Origin of the sequence: Microbacterium faecale (assembly GCF_014640975.1) — a bacterium.
Taxonomy (GTDB): domain Bacteria; phylum Actinomycetota; class Actinomycetes; order Actinomycetales; family Microbacteriaceae; genus Microbacterium; species Microbacterium faecale.
Genome location: NZ_BMHO01000001.1, coordinates 1,394,216 through 1,410,319 on the forward strand (window position 1 = coordinate 1,394,216; position 16,104 = coordinate 1,410,319).

Annotated in this window: 19 protein-coding genes and 1 tRNA gene; 9 read left to right on the plus strand and 11 right to left on the minus strand. The window is 69.5% G+C overall.

Annotated features, from left to right (window positions below):
* Window positions 1-58: 58 nt before the first annotated feature.
* Genes IEW87_RS06615 through IEW87_RS06640 form a run of 6 tightly spaced genes read right to left on the minus strand, consistent with a single transcriptional unit; the run spans window position 59 to window position 5,817 of the window.
* Window positions 59-847, minus strand: a complete 789-nt coding sequence (locus tag IEW87_RS06615) for an ABC transporter ATP-binding protein (protein ID WP_188711484.1) — start codon at window positions 845-847, stop codon at window positions 59-61.
* Entirely contained in the window at window positions 840-1,634 is a 795-nt protein-coding gene (locus IEW87_RS06620) for an ABC transporter ATP-binding protein (RefSeq protein ID WP_188711485.1), read from the minus strand. The genes IEW87_RS06615 and IEW87_RS06620 overlap by 8 nt, the downstream gene beginning before the upstream one ends.
* Window positions 1,631-2,500: an ABC transporter permease gene (locus IEW87_RS06625; RefSeq protein WP_188711486.1), complete on the minus strand. Its 870-nt coding sequence runs from the start codon at window positions 2,498-2,500 to the stop codon at window positions 1,631-1,633. Before IEW87_RS06625 ends, IEW87_RS06620 begins: the two co-directional genes overlap by 4 nt.
* Window positions 2,497-3,447, minus strand: a complete 951-nt coding sequence (locus IEW87_RS06630; protein WP_188711487.1) for an ABC transporter permease — start codon at window positions 3,445-3,447, stop codon at window positions 2,497-2,499. The genes IEW87_RS06625 and IEW87_RS06630 overlap by 4 nt, the downstream gene beginning before the upstream one ends.
* A gap of 5 nt (window positions 3,448-3,452) precedes the next feature.
* Window positions 3,453-4,967, minus strand: a complete 1,515-nt coding sequence (locus IEW87_RS06635) for an ABC transporter substrate-binding protein (protein ID WP_188711488.1) — start codon at window positions 4,965-4,967, stop codon at window positions 3,453-3,455.
* Window positions 4,968-4,986: 19 nt separating this feature from the next.
* Entirely contained in the window at window positions 4,987-5,817 is an 831-nt protein-coding gene (locus tag IEW87_RS06640; RefSeq protein WP_188711489.1) for an alpha/beta fold hydrolase, read from the minus strand.
* Window positions 5,818-6,006: 189 nt separating this feature from the next.
* Here IEW87_RS06640 and IEW87_RS06645 point away from each other — a divergent pair, with 189 nt between their 5' ends.
* A complete protein-coding gene (locus IEW87_RS06645; protein WP_188711490.1) occupies window positions 6,007-6,477 on the plus strand; it encodes a carboxymuconolactone decarboxylase family protein in 471 nt (156 codons plus the stop codon).
* 42 nt (window positions 6,478-6,519) lie between these two features.
* Entirely contained in the window at window positions 6,520-6,990 is a 471-nt protein-coding gene (locus tag IEW87_RS06650) for an SIP domain-containing protein (RefSeq protein WP_188711491.1), read from the plus strand.
* Window positions 6,991-6,993: 3 nt separating this feature from the next.
* On the opposite strand, the gene IEW87_RS06655 is transcribed toward IEW87_RS06650, so the two are convergent.
* The 3 genes from IEW87_RS06655 to IEW87_RS06665 form a co-directional block, all read right to left on the minus strand.
* On the minus strand, window positions 6,994-7,818 hold the full coding sequence (locus IEW87_RS06655) for an arginase family protein (RefSeq protein ID WP_188711492.1): 825 nt from the start codon (window positions 7,816-7,818) through the stop codon (window positions 6,994-6,996).
* Window positions 7,819-7,902: 84 nt separating this feature from the next.
* Complete coding sequence (locus IEW87_RS06660; RefSeq protein WP_188711493.1) at window positions 7,903-8,640, minus strand: PspA/IM30 family protein; 738 nt, start codon at window positions 8,638-8,640, stop codon at window positions 7,903-7,905.
* 70 nt (window positions 8,641-8,710) lie between these two features.
* On the minus strand, window positions 8,711-10,681 hold the full coding sequence (locus IEW87_RS06665; protein WP_188711494.1) for a TPM domain-containing protein: 1,971 nt from the start codon (window positions 10,679-10,681) through the stop codon (window positions 8,711-8,713).
* Window positions 10,682-10,782: 101 nt separating this feature from the next.
* On the opposite strand from IEW87_RS06665, the gene IEW87_RS06670 reads away from it, so the two are divergent.
* The 4 genes from IEW87_RS06670 to IEW87_RS06685 all read left to right on the plus strand — a co-directional run bounded on the left by IEW87_RS06670 (window position 10,783) and on the right by IEW87_RS06685 (window position 13,749).
* Window positions 10,783-11,634, plus strand: a complete 852-nt coding sequence (locus tag IEW87_RS06670) for a DUF3097 domain-containing protein (protein WP_188711495.1) — start codon at window positions 10,783-10,785, stop codon at window positions 11,632-11,634.
* A 43-nt stretch (window positions 11,635-11,677) separates the two neighbouring features.
* A complete protein-coding gene (gene trmB / locus IEW87_RS06675; RefSeq protein ID WP_188711496.1) occupies window positions 11,678-12,400 on the plus strand; it encodes a tRNA (guanosine(46)-N7)-methyltransferase TrmB in 723 nt (240 codons plus the stop codon).
* Window positions 12,401-12,403: 3 nt separating this feature from the next.
* Window positions 12,404-13,006 (plus strand): hypothetical protein, encoded by a 603-nt coding sequence (locus tag IEW87_RS06680; RefSeq protein ID WP_188711497.1) that lies wholly within the window; start codon window positions 12,404-12,406, stop codon window positions 13,004-13,006.
* A 62-nt stretch (window positions 13,007-13,068) separates the two neighbouring features.
* Entirely contained in the window at window positions 13,069-13,749 is a 681-nt protein-coding gene (locus tag IEW87_RS06685; protein WP_188711498.1) for a YcnI family protein, read from the plus strand.
* Window positions 13,750-13,805: 56 nt separating this feature from the next.
* On the opposite strand, the gene IEW87_RS06690 is transcribed toward IEW87_RS06685, so the two are convergent.
* Window positions 13,806-14,207, minus strand: a complete 402-nt coding sequence (locus tag IEW87_RS06690) for a VOC family protein (protein ID WP_188711499.1) — start codon at window positions 14,205-14,207, stop codon at window positions 13,806-13,808.
* Between the two features lie 80 nt (window positions 14,208-14,287).
* Here IEW87_RS06690 and IEW87_RS06695 point away from each other — a divergent pair, with 80 nt between their 5' ends.
* Together IEW87_RS06695 and IEW87_RS06700 are read left to right on the plus strand one after the other, a co-directional pair.
* Entirely contained in the window at window positions 14,288-14,863 is a 576-nt protein-coding gene (locus IEW87_RS06695; RefSeq protein ID WP_188711500.1) for a TetR/AcrR family transcriptional regulator, read from the plus strand.
* Window positions 14,864-14,898: 35 nt separating this feature from the next.
* Window positions 14,899-14,974, plus strand: a tRNA-Arg gene (locus tag IEW87_RS06700).
* Between the two features lie 90 nt (window positions 14,975-15,064).
* On the opposite strand, the gene IEW87_RS06705 is transcribed toward IEW87_RS06700, so the two are convergent.
* Window positions 15,065-15,670, minus strand: a complete 606-nt coding sequence (locus tag IEW87_RS06705; protein WP_188711501.1) for a TetR/AcrR family transcriptional regulator — start codon at window positions 15,668-15,670, stop codon at window positions 15,065-15,067.
* Window positions 15,671-15,724: 54 nt separating this feature from the next.
* On the opposite strand from IEW87_RS06705, the gene IEW87_RS06710 reads away from it, so the two are divergent.
* Window positions 15,725-16,099: a hypothetical protein gene (locus tag IEW87_RS06710; protein WP_188711502.1), complete on the plus strand. Its 375-nt coding sequence runs from the start codon at window positions 15,725-15,727 to the stop codon at window positions 16,097-16,099.
* The last annotated feature ends 5 nt before the right edge of the window (window positions 16,100-16,104 follow it).

Consider the following 16,104-nt stretch of genomic DNA (forward strand, 5'->3'; position numbering starts at 1 on the left):
TTCCTCTTCGCCGTTCGCTGTGTACTCCGATTCGTACCGCGAGGCGCTCACATATCGCTCACATGAGTGTGGGGATGGCCGCGAGAAGCCGCTTGGTGTACTCGGCGCGCGGGCGGCGGAGCACCTGCGCGGTCGCGCCCGCCTCGACGACGTGGCCGTCCTTCATGACGACCGTGTCGTCGCACAGGCTCTGCACGACGCCGAGGTCGTGGCTCACGATGACGAGGGTGATCCCCGTCTCGCGGCGCAACTCATCCAGCAGGGCCAGGATCTGCGCGCGTACGGTCACGTCGAGGGCCGACAGCGGTTCGTCACCCACGAGAATCTCCGGACCGTGAACGATCGCCCGGGCGAGGGCGATCCGCTGGCGCTGGCCGCCCGAGAACTCGTGCGGGTGACGCGCCGCCGCGGATCCGTCGAGCCCGACCTGCTCGAGCACCTCGCGGACGCGCGTGGTCCGGTCGCCAGCGATGCCGAGCGCCCACAGCGGCTCGCCGACGATGCGCCCCACGTTCATCCGCGGATCCAACGAGCCGTACGGGTCCTGCAACACGATCCCCGACATCCGCCGCAGCCAGTGGAGCTCGCGCGCCCGTGCCGACGGGTCGACGGGCCGCCCGGCGACCTCGACGGATCCCGCCGTCGGCCGGTCGAGCCCCAGCAGCAGCCGAACGAGTGTCGACTTGCCCGACCCCGATTCCCCGACGATGCCGAGGGAGGTTCCGGTGCGCACCTCGAGGTCGGTCGGGTGCAGCGCGACCGTCTCGCGGCGCCGTTCGAAGAGCGTGCGGCGGGGGAGGGTGAACGATCGAGCAAGGCCGCTCGCACGGATGATGGCGTCAGTCATCGCGTCCCCCGTTCGGTCGCCAGGTCGTCGCGGTCGCATCCCGCAGCAGGCCGCGCGTGACCTCGTGCTCCGGGCTCGTCAACAGAGATCCCACCTCACCCCTCTCGACGACGCGGCCGCTCTCGAGCACGGCTGCGTGCGTGGCGATCTGGGCGAGCACGGCGAGGTCGTGGGTGATGAAGAGCAGCGACATGCCGCGTTCGTCGGCCAGGCGGGTCATCAGCGCGAGCACCTCGGCCTGGATCGTGACGTCGAGGGCGGTCGTCGGCTCGTCCGCGATGAGCAGCTCCGGGCCGTTCGCGAGGGCCATCGCGAGCGCGGCTCGCTGCCGTTGGCCGCCCGACAGCTGGTGCGGGTAGCGCGCGACGATGCCGCCCGGATCCGGGAGCGCGACCTGGCGGGCCAGGTCGATGGCGAGGCGCGCGGCCTCGCCGCGGCCGATGCGGCGGTGGATTCGCGCCGGCTCGGAGATCTGCCGCCCGATCCGGCGGATCGGATTCAGTGCCGTGCGCGGCTCCTGGAAGACCATGCCGATCTCGTTGCCGCGGATCCGCGCGATCTCGCGGTCCGTCGCTCCGATCAGCTCGCGCCCATTCCATCGGATCGACCCGCTTGCCTGCGCCCCGCTCGGCAGCAGCCCGAGGACGGCGAGCGCGGTGAGTGACTTGCCGGATCCGGATTCGCCGATCAGCCCCATTCTCGCCCCGGCCGGAACATCGAACGACACGCCGTCCACGGGGCGCGCGTCGCCGATGTCGATCGTGAGGTTCGAGACGACCAGGGTCATGCGACCACCCCCGGCGTGTGGCGCGCCGCGCGCGATCCGCGGTGGGCGAGGGTCGGATCCGTCGCTTCGCGCAGCGCGTCGCCGAGGAGATTGAGCGCGAACACCGTCACCGCGATCGCAAGCCCCGGCCACACCACGCTCAGCGGATGCAACGAGATGTAGTCCTGGAGCTCGCTCAGCAGCAGCCCCCAGCTCGGTTGCGTGACCGGGGCGCCGAAGCCGAGATACGACAGCCCGGCCTCGGCGAGCACGGCGGCGGCCATCGACCACGACAGCTGCACGATGAAGACGGGGGCGACGTTCGGCAGCAGATGGCGCACGAGGATCTGACTGCTCCCGAGCCCCGACGCCCGTGCCGCGAGCACGAAGTCGGACTGGCCGACACGGCGCAGCTCCCCGCGCGCCACGCGGGCGATGTTTACGCCGAAACCGACGCCCACCGACCACACGACGACCCACAGGGATCCGCCCCAGACGGCCGCGAGCATCATCGCGATGAGCAGGACGGGGAACGCGATGAGGATGTCGACGAGGACGGCGACCGCCTCGCGGACCGGTCGCACCGTGAGCGCCCCGAGAGCGGCGAGCACGACGCCGATGATCGTGGCGACGACGCCCGCGCCGACCGCGACGGCGACGGTCACGCGCGCACCGGACATGAGCAGCGAGAGGATGTCGCGGCCCGTTCCGTCTGTTCCGAGCAGGTGGGGCCAGCCGGGGGCTCCCCACGCGGAGTAGGCGTCGGCGGCGCCCGGGGGAAACGGCGTCCACACGATCGAGACCGCCGCGGTGAGGGCGACGCATGCGAGAATGACCGCCGCCGCACGGCCCGCCGGGGCCTGCCACAGTCGCACCGCCCACCTCATGTGCGCTCCCGCTGGCGGGGGTCGACGGCGTGATGGGCGAGGTCGATGAGGAACCCGACGATCAGCACGAACCCGGTGAGTACGAGCAGCTCGCCCTGCACCATCACGAGGTCGCGTTCGCCGACGTCCGAGACGAGCATGCGGCCGATGCCGGGGAGCGTGAAGACCTGCTCGATCACGACTGCGCCCACGACGATGCCGGCGATCTGGATGCCGAGCACCGTCACGATCGACAGCCCGACGGCCGGTAGCCCGTGCCTGACGAGGGCCTGCGAGCGGGTGAGGCCCTTCGATGCGGCCGTGCGGACGAAGTCCTCGCCGGTCGCCTGCAGGGTGGCGCTGCGCACGAAGCGCATGAGCATCGCCCCCTCCACGATGCCGATCGTGAGCGCGGGGAGGAGGAGAGCACGAATCGCCGCGGCCGGATCGTCCCAGCCCGCCCGCGGGAACCCCTGCGCGGGAAGCCAGCCGAGCACGATGGCAAAGACGACGACGAGCATCAGCCCGGCCCACACGACCGGGACGGCGGCGAGCAGCTGCGCGACGACGGTGAGCGCCGTGCCGGAGGGGCGCCCGCGACGGATCGCGGAGACGATGCCGAGCGGCACGGCGAGGGCGAGGGCGATGACGAGCGACAGCACTCCGAGCGGGATCGTCACCTGCGCCTTGGCCACCAGCTCGCTGCCCACGCTCGCACCGGTCAGCAACGAGTTGCCGAGATCGCCCGACAGGACCCCGCCGATCCACTCGACGTATTGCTGCGCGAGCGGTCGGTCGAGTCCGAGCTCGGCGCGGATCGCGGCGACCTGTGCGGGCGTTCCCTCGGTGCCCGCGATCATCTGCGCGACGTCGCCCGGCAGGATCCGCAGCGCGCCGAAGATGACCGCGCTCGCGACGAGCAGGCCCAGGGCGAGCAGCAGGATCCGCGTGAGGGCGTAGCGCAGCATGGCGGTCAGTTCGAGACGGTCACGTCCGACACGTCGAGCCGCGTGCTCGTCGCCGATACGGGGAAGTTCTCGATGCCCGGTGCGATCGCCACGATGTCGCTGCGCGTGAACAGCCAGTCGGCAGGGTGCTGCTCGGCGACGACGCGAGCGGCCTGCGCGATCAGTTCAGCCGAGGCGTCGGGGTCCGTTTGCCGCATCGCCTCCGCGTAGAGCGCGCGCACCTCGTCGAAGGCCTCCTCGTCGGCGAGGGCGTAGTAGTAGTCGGGGTTCGTCCACGTGTCGAAGTCGCGCGGCTCGACGTGGTTCACGAGGCTCAACTCGTAGTCGGCGTTGCTGTAGACGTCGTTGAGCCACGTCGAGAACTCGACCGTCTCGACGTCGAGCGTGACGCCGACGTCCGCGAACATCGACGCGAGCAGCGTCGAGAGGTAGGTCGGATAGGTGTTGGAGACCGTCAGCTCGAGCGTGAGGTCGTCGACGCCCGCCTCCTCGAGGAGGTCGCGGGCGGCGTCGGGGTCGAAGGAGATCGTGTCGGACAGGTCCTCGTAGCCGGGGTCGAGGACAGGAACGGGGCCATACTGCGCCTCGCCGGCGCCGACGCGCTCGAGGATCGCGTCGTGGTCGATCGCGAGTCGGAGCGCCTCCCGTACACGGATGTCGTCGAGAGGCTCGGCCTGTTCGTTGAAGGCGAGGATGAACTTGTCGGTCGTCTCGCCCTCCGCGAGTTCGAACGCCCCGTCGAGCTGCGAGGCGAGATCGGCCTCGACGGCGGTGAGGACGTCGAGGGATCCGTCGAGTCCGGCTGCGACGAGCGCCGTCGCCTCGGGGATGTAGGCGAAGACGACGTCGGCGACGCCCGCCGGATCCCCCCAGTAGTCGTCGTAGCGCGTGAACGTGAGGCTGTCGCCCTGACTCCACGCCTCGAGCACGAAGGGGCCCGTGCCGTTCGCCGCCGTCTGCATGTCGGTGGTGTCGTCCGCGTCGAAGATGAGCCCGGCCGGCCCGGTCAGGAGGAAGAGGAAGTTCTGGTTCGGCTCCGACAGCGTGATCTCCACCGTGCCCTCGTCGAGCGCGGAGACCTTTTCGATCGCCTGCAGGCTCGGGAAGCCGATCATCGACTCGTCGGAGCGGGTCTCGTCGAGCGTGGCGACGACGTCCTCTGCCGTGAACTCGGCGCCGTCGTGGAAGGTGACGCCCGTCTCGAGGGTGAAGGTATAGGTGCGGCCGTCGTCGGAGATCGTCCAGTCGCTTGCCAGGGACGGCACGACCTCGCCGTCCTCGGCGCGTGAGACGAGGCCCTCGTAGATGTTGTCGGTGAGAGCCTGCTCGAGGGCAGCCCCCGAGGTGCGGCGAATGTCGAGGTTCGTCGGCTCGAGCTGCAGGCCGACGGTGAGCGTGGCATCCGGGTCGACGGCGCCGGTCGGCTGCTCGGCGGATCCGCCCGAGCAGCTCGCGAGCGCGATGGCGCCCGCGGCCACGATGGCCGCGGCCGTCAGGCGCGGTGCGGGGGAGAGGGACATCGGCGGATCCTTCCGAAGATCACGTGGTCGGAGCGAGGCTGCGCACGAGCGACGCGAGGTCGGCGGAGTGCGTCTCCTGCACGTTGTGGGGTGCGTCGAGAACGGTGAGCGCGTCGTCGCCGCGTGCATCGCGGAAGGCGGCGAGGGCGCTCTCGCCGAGGAAGCCACGCGTGCCGGCCACGAGCGAAACGGGAGCGGCGACGGCGGCGAGCTCCTCGCGCGTGACGGCGCGTGCGCGGGGCGAGGTGTCCGCGGCTGATGGTGAGAGGATTCGCGCCATGTGGTGCTTCCACTCGAGTGCGCCGTCCGCGCGCAGGCGGGTGTTCAGTTCGATGCCACGGCGAGCGTTCTGGCGGGACCCGCCGAGTCCGAACGACTCCACGTGGTCGAGCGCGTCGTCGAGCGAAGCGAACTCGAGGCGCGCGTAGAAGGCGCGCAGCATGTCGAGCCCGCCCGATTCGATCTCCGGCAGCACGTCGACCAGCACGAGGTGCGCCACGAGGTCGGGCCGGTCGCGGGCGAGCACGATCGACGCGAGCCCGCCGAGCGAATGACCGACGAGCACGACCGGCGTGGAGGTCCACGTCTCGAGGGCACGAGCGATGTCGGGTGCGAGCGCGTCCGCGGAGTAGTCCGCGTCGTCGCGCCACGAGGAGTCACCGTGACCCGGCAGATCGAGCGCGAGGGCCGGAGCGTCGAGGGCGGCGATCGTGCGATCCCACGTGTGAGCGTTGAGCCCCGCGCCGTGCACGAAGGCGATGCGCGGGGTCGCGGCGCCCGATCGTCGAGCACTGAGGACGCGACCGTCGTCGAGGTCGAACGAGACGGACCGGTCGTCGGTCGTTGCCATCGCGGTCATCCTTGAATCAGGGAGAGAAGTTGGCACCATTCTGTCGGCCCGGCGGCGCCACTGGGAAATCGAAAGGAAATCTGCCCAAGTTCAGTCGTACGATGTGCGCATAATGCTCGACCCGGGTTCAGGAGACTGCGCATAGCGGATTTTCGCCCGTGTAGGTGGAGGCGTCGGTAGGGTGCGACCATGACCGAAAAGCGAGTGCATCTGGCCAAGTCCGCCCCGAGCGCGTACGCGTCACTCGACGCCTTTGCGAAGGAGGTCGGGCGCGTCAGCAGTGACTACGGCATCGACGATCGTCTGAAGGAACTCGTCCAACTGCACTGCTCGCAATTGAACGGATGTGCCTTCTGCGTGCGGGTGCACGTCAACGCCGCGAAGAAGGCGGGCATCACGATGGACGAGCTCGGACAGATCGCGACCTGGCGCGAGTCGGGTGTCTTCTCGGAGCGCGAGCGCGCCGCTCTTGAGCTGGCGGAGGAATTCACCTTCATCCACGACGGCGGGGTTCGCGACGACGTCTATGGCCGTGTCGGCAGCGTGCTGTCGGAGAAGGAATACATCGGTGTGAGCTGGCTCGCGATTTCGATCAACGCCTTCAACCGGCTCGCGATCGCGGGGCGGTATCCGGTGCCGCCGCTCTCCGACTCCGAGTGAGGTTAGGCAACGCTATCCTTCCTGGCGTATGATGAAGACATCATGACGAGCCAGCAGATCAGCATCGCGCACGACGACACCCGTTGTCGCGCACGGCGCCACGCCCGCGCTCAGCACCTCGTCGTCGCTGACGAGACGACCCTCGTGGATGTCGAGCTTCTGCTCGCGACATTGCCGCTGTGCGCGTCGGGTCGCGTGTTCCTCGAGGTTCCCGACGCGTCGTGGATCGGTCGCATCTCCGCGCCCCCGCGGATGACGGTCACGTGGCTCGATCGCTCGGCACGCCGCGGTGCCCCCGGCACCAGCGCACTGTGCAAGCGCGGCGTCGCGATTACGCGCGCGGCCATCGCATACGCGGACGAAATGCTGTGCGACGAGAGCGCATCCGCGACGCACGTCACTCTGCTGGGTGGCTACCTCGCGACGGCCGATATCGTCGAGCACCTCACCGGCGAGATCGGCATCGATCGCTCCGCCATCACGGTGCGCGACGCGCTCGCCGCGTACGTCTGAGCCTCACGCCTTCGCGAGGGCGCCGATCACGCGAAGGATCGTGCCGAGGTCGTCTACTGCCTCGGCCGGCGAGTGCGGCGCGAAGCCGACGATCGAGGCTCCGACGAGCGCGAAGCGCTCACGGAGAGCGCCGATGGCCGCGATGAGCGTGGTCGGCTCCATGCCGAATGGCTGCGCGTCGGGGACACCCGTGATTCGACTGGGGTCGAGGACGCCGAGGTCGATATGGACGAACACGTCGGACGCTCCGGTCCCCGCAACGGCATCGGTGATCGTCTCAGCCGAGGCGTCGGCCGAGACGAGGTGCATCCCACGGTCCGCGATGACCTCGGCTTCGTCGTCCTCGTAGGCGCGCGTCCCGATGAGGACGACGTTCCCCGCGTGCACGGCGTCGCGGTCGAGCGCGAGCCCCTCCGGTCCCTCCCCGAGAACCGACCGCAGTGCACCCTGTTCGTAAGCGATCGGGGTGGCCGGATCCGGAACGTGCAACCCGGCGTGCGCGTCGAACCACGCGACGGCGAGCTCGGCGCGCGCAGCGTGTCCGATCGCGGGAACGGCGACGCCGCCGTCGCCGCCGATGACGACGAGGCGCTCCTCCGCGCCCCCGAACCCGTCGAGTTCCTCCGCGAGATGTCTCGCCACCCGACGCAGGGTGCTCGCGCGGAGCACGCCTGTCTCGAGACTCTCGCCAGCTTCGAAGGGCACCTCGACGCGATGCGTCGCCGCGCTCGGGAGATCACCGGCGATCGCTTCCGCGCCGTCGATGAGCGCCATCGCGCGGGTCGAGCGGGAGCCCTGCCACTGGGGGACGACGATGAAGCGTGCCATGGCGATATCTTCCTCTTTTCGTGCTGTGAACGAAACGGCCGGGGCCGAGACCCGTTCAGGTCGCGTCCCCGGCCGTCTGCGTCGTCAGCCTGCGGTGATGGATCCGCTGTTGCCGCCCGACTTGAGTGCGGCCAGCCGCGCCTCGACCTCGGTGAGCTCACCGACGTCCTCGAGCGACTCGAACTGCGCGTCGAGCGAGGAGGCGCTGAGCTCAGCCTTGCCCGCGGCGAGCGACTCCTGGCGGCGGACCTTCTCCTCGAAGCGGCCCAGTTCGCTCGTCGGGTCCATGACGTCGACCGACTTGACGGCGTCGTGGACCTTGTTCTGCGCGTCGGCGACCTTCGCGCGCGACACGAGCTCGTTGCGCTTGCCCTTGAGCTGCTCGAGCTTCTGCTTCATGCCGTTGAGGCCGTCCTTGAGCTTGTCGACGACGACCTGCTGCTGCTGGATCTGCGGCTCGACGGCTCTGACCTCGTTCTCCGTCTGCACCTGGCGCTGCAGGGCGACCTTTGCGAGGTTGTCGAACTTGTCGGCGCCGGCGCTGTCGCCCGCCGCCCGGAGCTCATCGCCCTTGCGGCTCGCGGCGAGGGCCTTGTTGCCCCACTCCGTCGCGGCCTTCTTGTCTTCTTCCGTGTCGCGCTCGAGCAGCCGCAACTGGCCGATCGTCTCAGCGATCGCAGATTCCGCGTCCGCGATGTTGTTGGTGTAGTCCCGCACGAGCTGGTCGAGCATCTTCTCAGGATCCTCGGCCTGGTCGATGAGGGAGTTGACGTTGGCGCGGATCAGCGTGGAGATCCGCCCGAAGATGGACTGCTTGCTCATATCGAGTGCCTTTCGCGGTGAAGGGATGGAAACGGTGGGGTCAGTGTGTCGAATTGGGTTATGTGCGGGGTCAGAAGCGCCGACCTCCTCCGCTGCGGCCGCGGCTGGCGCTGAAACCGCCACCGCTCCGACCGCGTCCGCCGATCCCGGAGCTGAAACCGCGTGACGAGTGACCCCAGCCGGACCCGCGGCGGGAGCCTCCTGACAGGGCACTGCCGATGAGACCGCCCACGATGCCGCCGACGATGTTGCCGCCCATGCCGCCGCCGGCGTTCATGCCGTAGCCGCCTGCGCTGTACCGGCGTACGTCGGCGCGCGCGGCCGACGCGGCCTGATGCGCGATGTCGCGTGCGCGGCGAGCGTCGCGCAGCGCCGAATCGGGGTCTGTCGGGCGCAGGTCGTGTGCACGGTCGAGCAGGGTGCGCGCCTGCGCCAGCCGGGCGCGGGCCGAGGAACCGACCCCGCCGCGCAGTGTGCGCACGAGTGTGTCTGCGGAGGAGAGCTGCCCGGTCGCCTGGCGGATGGCCTGATCGAGTTGTTGCTCGCTCCGTCGCCGGGCCTCCGCCGCTTCGCGCGCGGAACCGATCGCGGCATCCATCTGTTCGTTCGCCTGGTCGAGCTCCTGTGCAAGGAGGAGCGGGGTGCGTGCGGTGCCGGAAAGGTTCTCTCGAGCCGCGGCGATGTGAGCGCGGGCGGCGTCGACGGCGCGGGCCAGCGCGCCCGTCGGGTCTTCCATCGACTGCGCCTGTGCAATGTCGCTCTCGAGGTCGGCGAGCGTCTCACGCGCCCCGGCTTCGGCGTCGCGGAACGCCTCTTCGAGGCGCGCGGCGGCTTCCGCCAAGTCAAGCGCCTGGGCAAGAGCCTGCTCGGCCTCGTGGAGGTCGAGGGCGGCCTCACCCGCGTTGTCTGCGTCGAGATGCTCGCGCGCTTCCGCGAGCCGCACATCGACGAACTCCAGGCGAGCCGCCGCCTGCTCGTCGTTGTCCTCGACGTCGTCGAGGGCGGGGGAGGCGTAGGTCTCGCGCAGTCGGGCGAGGTCGGAGGCGGCCCGTTCCGGGGCGTCGGCGGCGGCAGCGCGCTCGGACGTGAGGCGCTCAAGCGCCTGCGGCGCATTGCGTGACAGCGCGCGCAGCTCATCGAAGCTCTCGGCCTTCGCGTCGAGAGCCTGGTCGGATCGCTCGAGCAGCGTGATGATCTCCTCGTACAGCTCGTGCTGCTGTGCCAGGGTCTCGGGCGTCTCGTCGTCGAGACGCTGCTGGATCGCGAACGCCGTGTCGAGGGCGCCGCGCGCCTCGCGCAGCGCCTCGCGGAACTCGACGACGGCGTCCGCACCGAACTCCGCGACGGCGAACCCGACCTCCTGCTCGGCCGTGCGCAGCGAATCATCCATGTCGACGAGAAGCGCCGAGGCCTCGGACCGGAGGCGATCCACATCGGCGGTGAGCTGCTCGCGAGCGGCGGCCGCTTCGCGGCGCTTCTTCGCCCTGCGCGCGACGCCGAGCCCCACGATGACGATGACCGCGACCACCACGAGACCGCCGACGACCCACCACACGGTGTAGTTCGGCTGGGATCGCTCTTGCAGCTCGTCGGCCGCCGCGTCGACCGCGCCGACCCAGTCGTTCGAGCTGAGGGCGGCGCCGGCCGCCTGTTCGATGCTCACGAGCGTCTGCTCGCTGAGCGCGCCTTCCGCGGGTGCTGACAGGTACAGCTGTCGACCCTCTGTGGCGATCGCGAGCAGATACTGGCCGGCCCCGAGGCCGTTCGATTCGGCTGTCTGATCGGCCCAGGAGGCGCTGTCGGTCGGGTTCGTGAAGTCGTCGACGAACACCACCCACAGCTGCACATCGCTTCCCGCGGCGAGCCCTTCGAGGCGCTCGTTCGCAGCGCGCTCCTCGCCGTCGCTGAGCACGTCGGATGCGTCGTGCACGTAGCCGCTGCCGAGCGAGGGCGGATCTGTCGCCCACGCGGTCGCGGGCGCGAGAACGAGTGCGAGGCCGGCGCCGAGCGCGGCGACCCAGCGAATGAGCGTGTTGCGCATTGTTCCCCCTTCGGAGCGTCTCCTTCGATCCTAGAGAGGGCGTGAGACATGGGGAGGTCGTTCACCCGGAAATCACCCGCGGGACGCGTACGCTGACGGTGATGTTCGAAGACAGGTACGGATCCGATGTGCTCGCGCCCGGCTGGCAGCAGAAGGGCAAGAAGGTTTCGCGTCCCGTTCCGGCGGAGCGCGACCTGGTGGTCGAGGTCGCGGGGGACGGGTGGTGCGGGGCCGTCACTCGCGTCGAGGCGGGGATGGTCGAGCTCGAGGACTGGAAGGGGCGTCGGCGTTCGTTTCCGCTCGGCGCCGGTTTCCTCATCGATGGCGAACCCGTGCGCCTCGAGAAGGCGTCGGCCGCGGCGCGCGGCCGCACGCGCACGGCGTCCGGCTCCTTCGCGGCGGACGACGGCAGGGCGCGGGTTGCGCGACCGAGCCGCATCCTCGTCGAGGGCAAGCACGACGCCGAGCTCGTCGAGAAGGTGTGGGGTGCCGACCTGCGCGCCGAAGGCGTGGTCGTCGAGTTCCTCCAGGGTCTCGACCTCCTCGAAGAGGTGCTGGCCACAGAGCCGCCGGACGCGACCCGGCGCTACGGCGTGCTCGTCGACCACCTCGTCGACGGGTCGAAGGAGCAGCGCATCTCGTCCCGGATCCTTGCCGGCCCGCACGGCCGGCACCTGAAGATCGTCGGGCACCCATTCGTCGACGTGTGGCAGTGCGTGAAGCCGTCCGCGTTGGGGATCCCGGCGTGGCCGGTCGTGCCGCGCGGGCAGGACTGGAAGACCGGCATCTGCCGCGGACTCGGATGGCCCGCCTCGTCACCCGAGGACATCGGTATCGCGTGGCAGCGGATCCTGTCGCGCGTGACGACGTTCCGAGATCTGGAACCGGAGTTGCTCGGCCGCGTCGAGGAGCTCATCGACTTCGTGACGGTCGATGGCGCGGATCCTCACTGACGTGCGCCGCGAGGACTCAGCGGTGCCGCGTACGCTGTCAGGCATGACCGAACCCGGTACGCGCCGCTCAGGATCCGTCTCTTTTGTGCGCCGAAACGGCCGCATCTCCTCGGCGCAGGAACGCGCGTGGAGCGAGCTTGCGCCGACGTACGTCGTCGAGGTCCCGCGCGACGTCGCACAGACGTCCGTCCATCCCGATGCCCGGCTCATTCCCTCGGAGGAATATGGCCGCACCGCGCCGCTCGTCGTGGAGATCGGCACGGGGCAGGGCCATGCGATCATGCACGCGGCCGAGGCGCACCCGGAGATCGATCTGCTGGGTGTCGAGGTGTACCGCGGTGGGATCGCGCGGACGATGCTCGAGGCGGAGAAGGCGGGGCTGACGAACCTGCGCCTGATCGAGGCGAACGCCCCTGAGGTGCTCGCGACGCTGTTGCCGGAAGGGTCCGCCGACGAGGTACGCATCTTCTTCCCCGACCCGTGGCACAAGAAGCGTCACCACAAGCGCCGCATGATCAGTCCCGGCTTCGGACGGCTCGCCGGGCGTGCGCTCCGCGACGGCGGGCTGCTGCGTCTGGCCACCGACTGGGAGGACTACGCCCTGCAGATGCGGGAGGTGCTCGACGACGAACCGGAGTTCGCACGCGCCTTCGAAGGCGATTGGGCCGACCGCTTCACTGGGCGGCCGATGACCGCGTTCGAGCGCAAGGGGATCGACAAGGGCCGCGAGATCCGCGACCTGACCTACCGACGCGTCGAGAGGTAACGCATGACCGGTCGGCAGCGTCTCGTCGTCCGCGGATCCCTCGCATCCGCGGTCGCGACGCTGCTTGCCGCCATCTCGCACACGCACGGCGGGGGAGCTCCGCCCGCACCCACGATCGTCATCGGCATGGCGGCGCTCCTCGTGTTGCCCGCCGGCGTGCTGATGGGCGGCACCCGTCCGCCGCATCGGGCGGGCGCCGCGCGGCGCCTCGGACGCATCGCGGCGACGACCGCTGTCGCGCAGCTCGCGTTCCACGGCATCTTCTCGATCCTCGGATCCCCGGAGGCCGGAACTGCGGTCGCGTCGAGCCATCAGCACGGCGGACTCGCTCACACGGTGGCCGCGAGCGCGGGGTCGGCGACCGTGCACTCGCCGATGCTCGCGGCGCACATCGGGGCCGCGATCGCGACGGTCGCGATCCTCGCGTACGGCGAAGGCGTACTCTTGCGCGGCTGGGACTGGGTGCGCGCGTCGCTGCGCGCGCTCGTGTCGACGCGTACGTTCCCGGATGTCCCGCGGGTGCTGGCGAACCGCGTGCCGCGGATCCGACTCGCCCCGGTCGCCGCACCCGCGACGGGCGTGCGTGGCCCACCCGCTCTCTCCTGAGATCACATCATCGTCACCGGTCGAAGGACCGGTGCGTTTCGCATGCTTTCGAAGGAAGAACTATGAAGAACACGACGAAGAAGATCGTCGTCGGCGCCGCAGTCGGCGCGGCACTCGTCCTCGCCCCCGTCGCCGCGTCGGCGCACGTCGGCGTCGACGCGGACGGCGATGCGGTCGCAGGCGGCCAAGCGACCCTCACGTTCGGCTTCAACCACGGGTGCGACGGATCGGCGACGACCGGGCTCTCAATTGAGATGCCCGACGGGCTGTCCGGTGTGCATCCCATCGCGGGCGCGGGCTGGGCGGTCGACATCGAGCGCGGGGGAGAGGCGGGACGGGTATCGACCGTGACATTCACGGCCGAAACGCCCATTCCGGACGCCGCGCGCGGGGAGGCGGAGCTGCTGGTCGGCTTCGCCGACGACGCAGCAGACGCCCTCGCGTTCCCGGTCGAGCAGGTCTGCGAGGACGGGGCGATCGCATGGAGCGAGGTCGCGGCGGACGGCGAGGATCCTCACGATCTCGACGCTCCTGCGCCCGTGCTCGAGCTGACGGGACCGCAGGACGGCGAAGCGGGGAACGCGGAGATGGAGCACGAGGACGCGGCTGAGCACGCCCCGGCCGAGGACGACTCGGCGTCCGGCGGGGGAGGCGCCGTGCCTCTCGCGCTGTCGGGTGTCGCCGTCGTCGTCTCGCTCGCTGCACTCGGTACGTCGATCGTACGCACGCGCCGCAGGGCCTGATGACGCAGCGGATCTCCCGGTTGCGCCGTTGTGGCTGGACCGGGAGATCCGCCGGGTCACTCCTGGGCGTATGCGGCGAGGAACTCGGCGCTCGGGGCGATCGGCTGGATTACGTCGACGAGACAGCCCGGGCCCGCGATGATGAAGTGACGCTGACCGAAGTCCTCGTCGCGCAGGGGAGCGATGAGCTCGTGTCCCTCCCCGACGAGGCGGTCGTGTACCGCGTCGACGTCGTCGACCTCGACGTTGATGATCACGCCCTGGGCGAGCGCGCGGTGCGCCTCAGGCACGGTCGCATGGTCGTGCGCGAGCAGCGCGAGCTCGTCGTCGCCCGATCGCAGGCTCACGTACCAGTCGGTCGCGAACGTCGTATCGAACCCGAAGCCGTCCCGGAAGAAGTCGGCGGCGGCCGTGACATCAGAGCACATGAGCACTGGGTACACGCTTGTCGTGGGCATGAGAGACTCCTTTACGTACAGTAAGAATGTAACTGCACCGAAGATACGTGCAGTGTGTATGTAAGCGCAAGGGGGAGATCATGCCACGTGCATCCGCCGCCGACGCGGCGCGTACCGCGGAGACCGTTCTGACCCGGGCCCTCGAGCTGTTCGGGGCGCGTGGGTACGCCGAGGTCTCCCTCGGTGACATCGCCCAACACGCAGGAGTCACGCGCGGCGCGGTCTATCACCACTTTCGCGACAAAGAGGGCCTCTTCCGTGCTGTCGTGCAGCGGCTGCAGGAGCGCGTCGCGGAGACCGTCGTCGCCGCGGCAGAGGCGGCGGAGGCTGATCCGCGCGCGCAGTTGCGCGCGGGCTGTCACGCGTTCCTCGACGCGGTCACCGACGATGTCGCGCTCCGGGTGCTTCTGGTCGACGCCGCCTCTGTCATCGGTCCTCACGAGTGGCGGCGGCTCGACCAGGAGAATTCCGAGCGACACCTTCGCGAGGCCATCGCGGCGATCGGCGGCGATGAGGAGCTCATCGACGCCATGACGGCGCTGTTGTCGGGCGCGATGAACGAGGGCGCGATGTGGGTCGCTCTCGCCGACGATCGCGTCGCGGCATCGGCGCGCGCACACCGCGCACTCGACGCGCTGCTGTCGACGGCGGCATGAACGGAGCGACCCGCACCGGCTGATAAGCTCGTTGAGCCTCCATAGCTCAGGGGATAGAGCGTCGGTTTCCGGTACCGAAGGTCGCAGGTTCGATTCCTGTTGGGGGCGCCAAAGAGCTGTCGTCCGCAACCCTCCTGACGCCGTCCCTGGTGATGCGGTTGTGCTCCGTCTTGCGCAGGTCCAGCGGCCTCCGTGTTGCGATCAGGCTGGGAGGTTGAGGGCGGCAACGAGGCGATGTGCCAGCGCCGTGGAGTCAGATATCGGGGTCCCCGAGTACGCAGCCAGGAATGCCGTGTGCAGCGCGGCTCCGGTGAGAAGATGCGCGATGGCGTCAGTATCGAGGGTCGGCAGTCGACCGAGTTGCACCTCGTCGTCGAGATAGCGCATGACGATCGTTGACGGGCCACGTGGTCCCGCGCCGCGCGCCGCCATCGCTTCCCGGTGGGCTGTGAGCAGTTCCGTGTTGCTGAAGATGGACGCGGCGATCGGGAAGCCTTGTTCGTAGAACTCGAGCAGGTTCACGACCAGATGTTCGAGATTGGCCGTCACTGTCTTGGTGCCTGGCCAATCGATCGCCGCGTCGAGCCGCGGTGAGCGCTCCGTCAGTACGCGTAGGAAGATGTCGTGCTTATCGGGGAAGTGCTTGTAGAGCAGAGCCTCCGAACAACCGGCCTCTCGGGCGATCTTCTTGGTCGTGGCCCGCACGAGACCATCGCGGCGCATGATGGTGGCCGCGGCGCCCAGGATGCGCTCGCGGGTGGATGGTGCGCCGCCCGGCGGTTCCTGGGTTGACGAAGGCGTAGCCATCCTGTCAGTCTAAGGGTAAGTGAATGTTTACTCACCCTGAGAGCTCGGAGAACCATGCCATTCCTGGAGAACGCGCACCTAGCACTGATCGTGGCCCACTTCGTTGGGTTCGCTGCCTTGATCGGGCCTTATCTGCTACAGCTTCGCCGCAACGAGCCTCTTCGCCTGCGCCTGATGCTCATTGGTTCGATCGTGCAGGTTGTTACGGGCAACGCACTCATCGCCGCCAATCGCCTTCAAGGCCTGCATGTCATCGAGCTGAAGATGATCGTCAAGCTCGGCATCGCCGTGGTGGCGCTCGGCCTTCTCGTCGCCGCGATCCTGGCGCGACGGCGTCGGGGTGGAGAGGCGGCCGCGGTCCGGCCACTGTTTCACTCGGCCGGCGGTCTCGCGGTCGTCGACGTTGTCGTGGCGGTGATGTGGAGATGACTCGT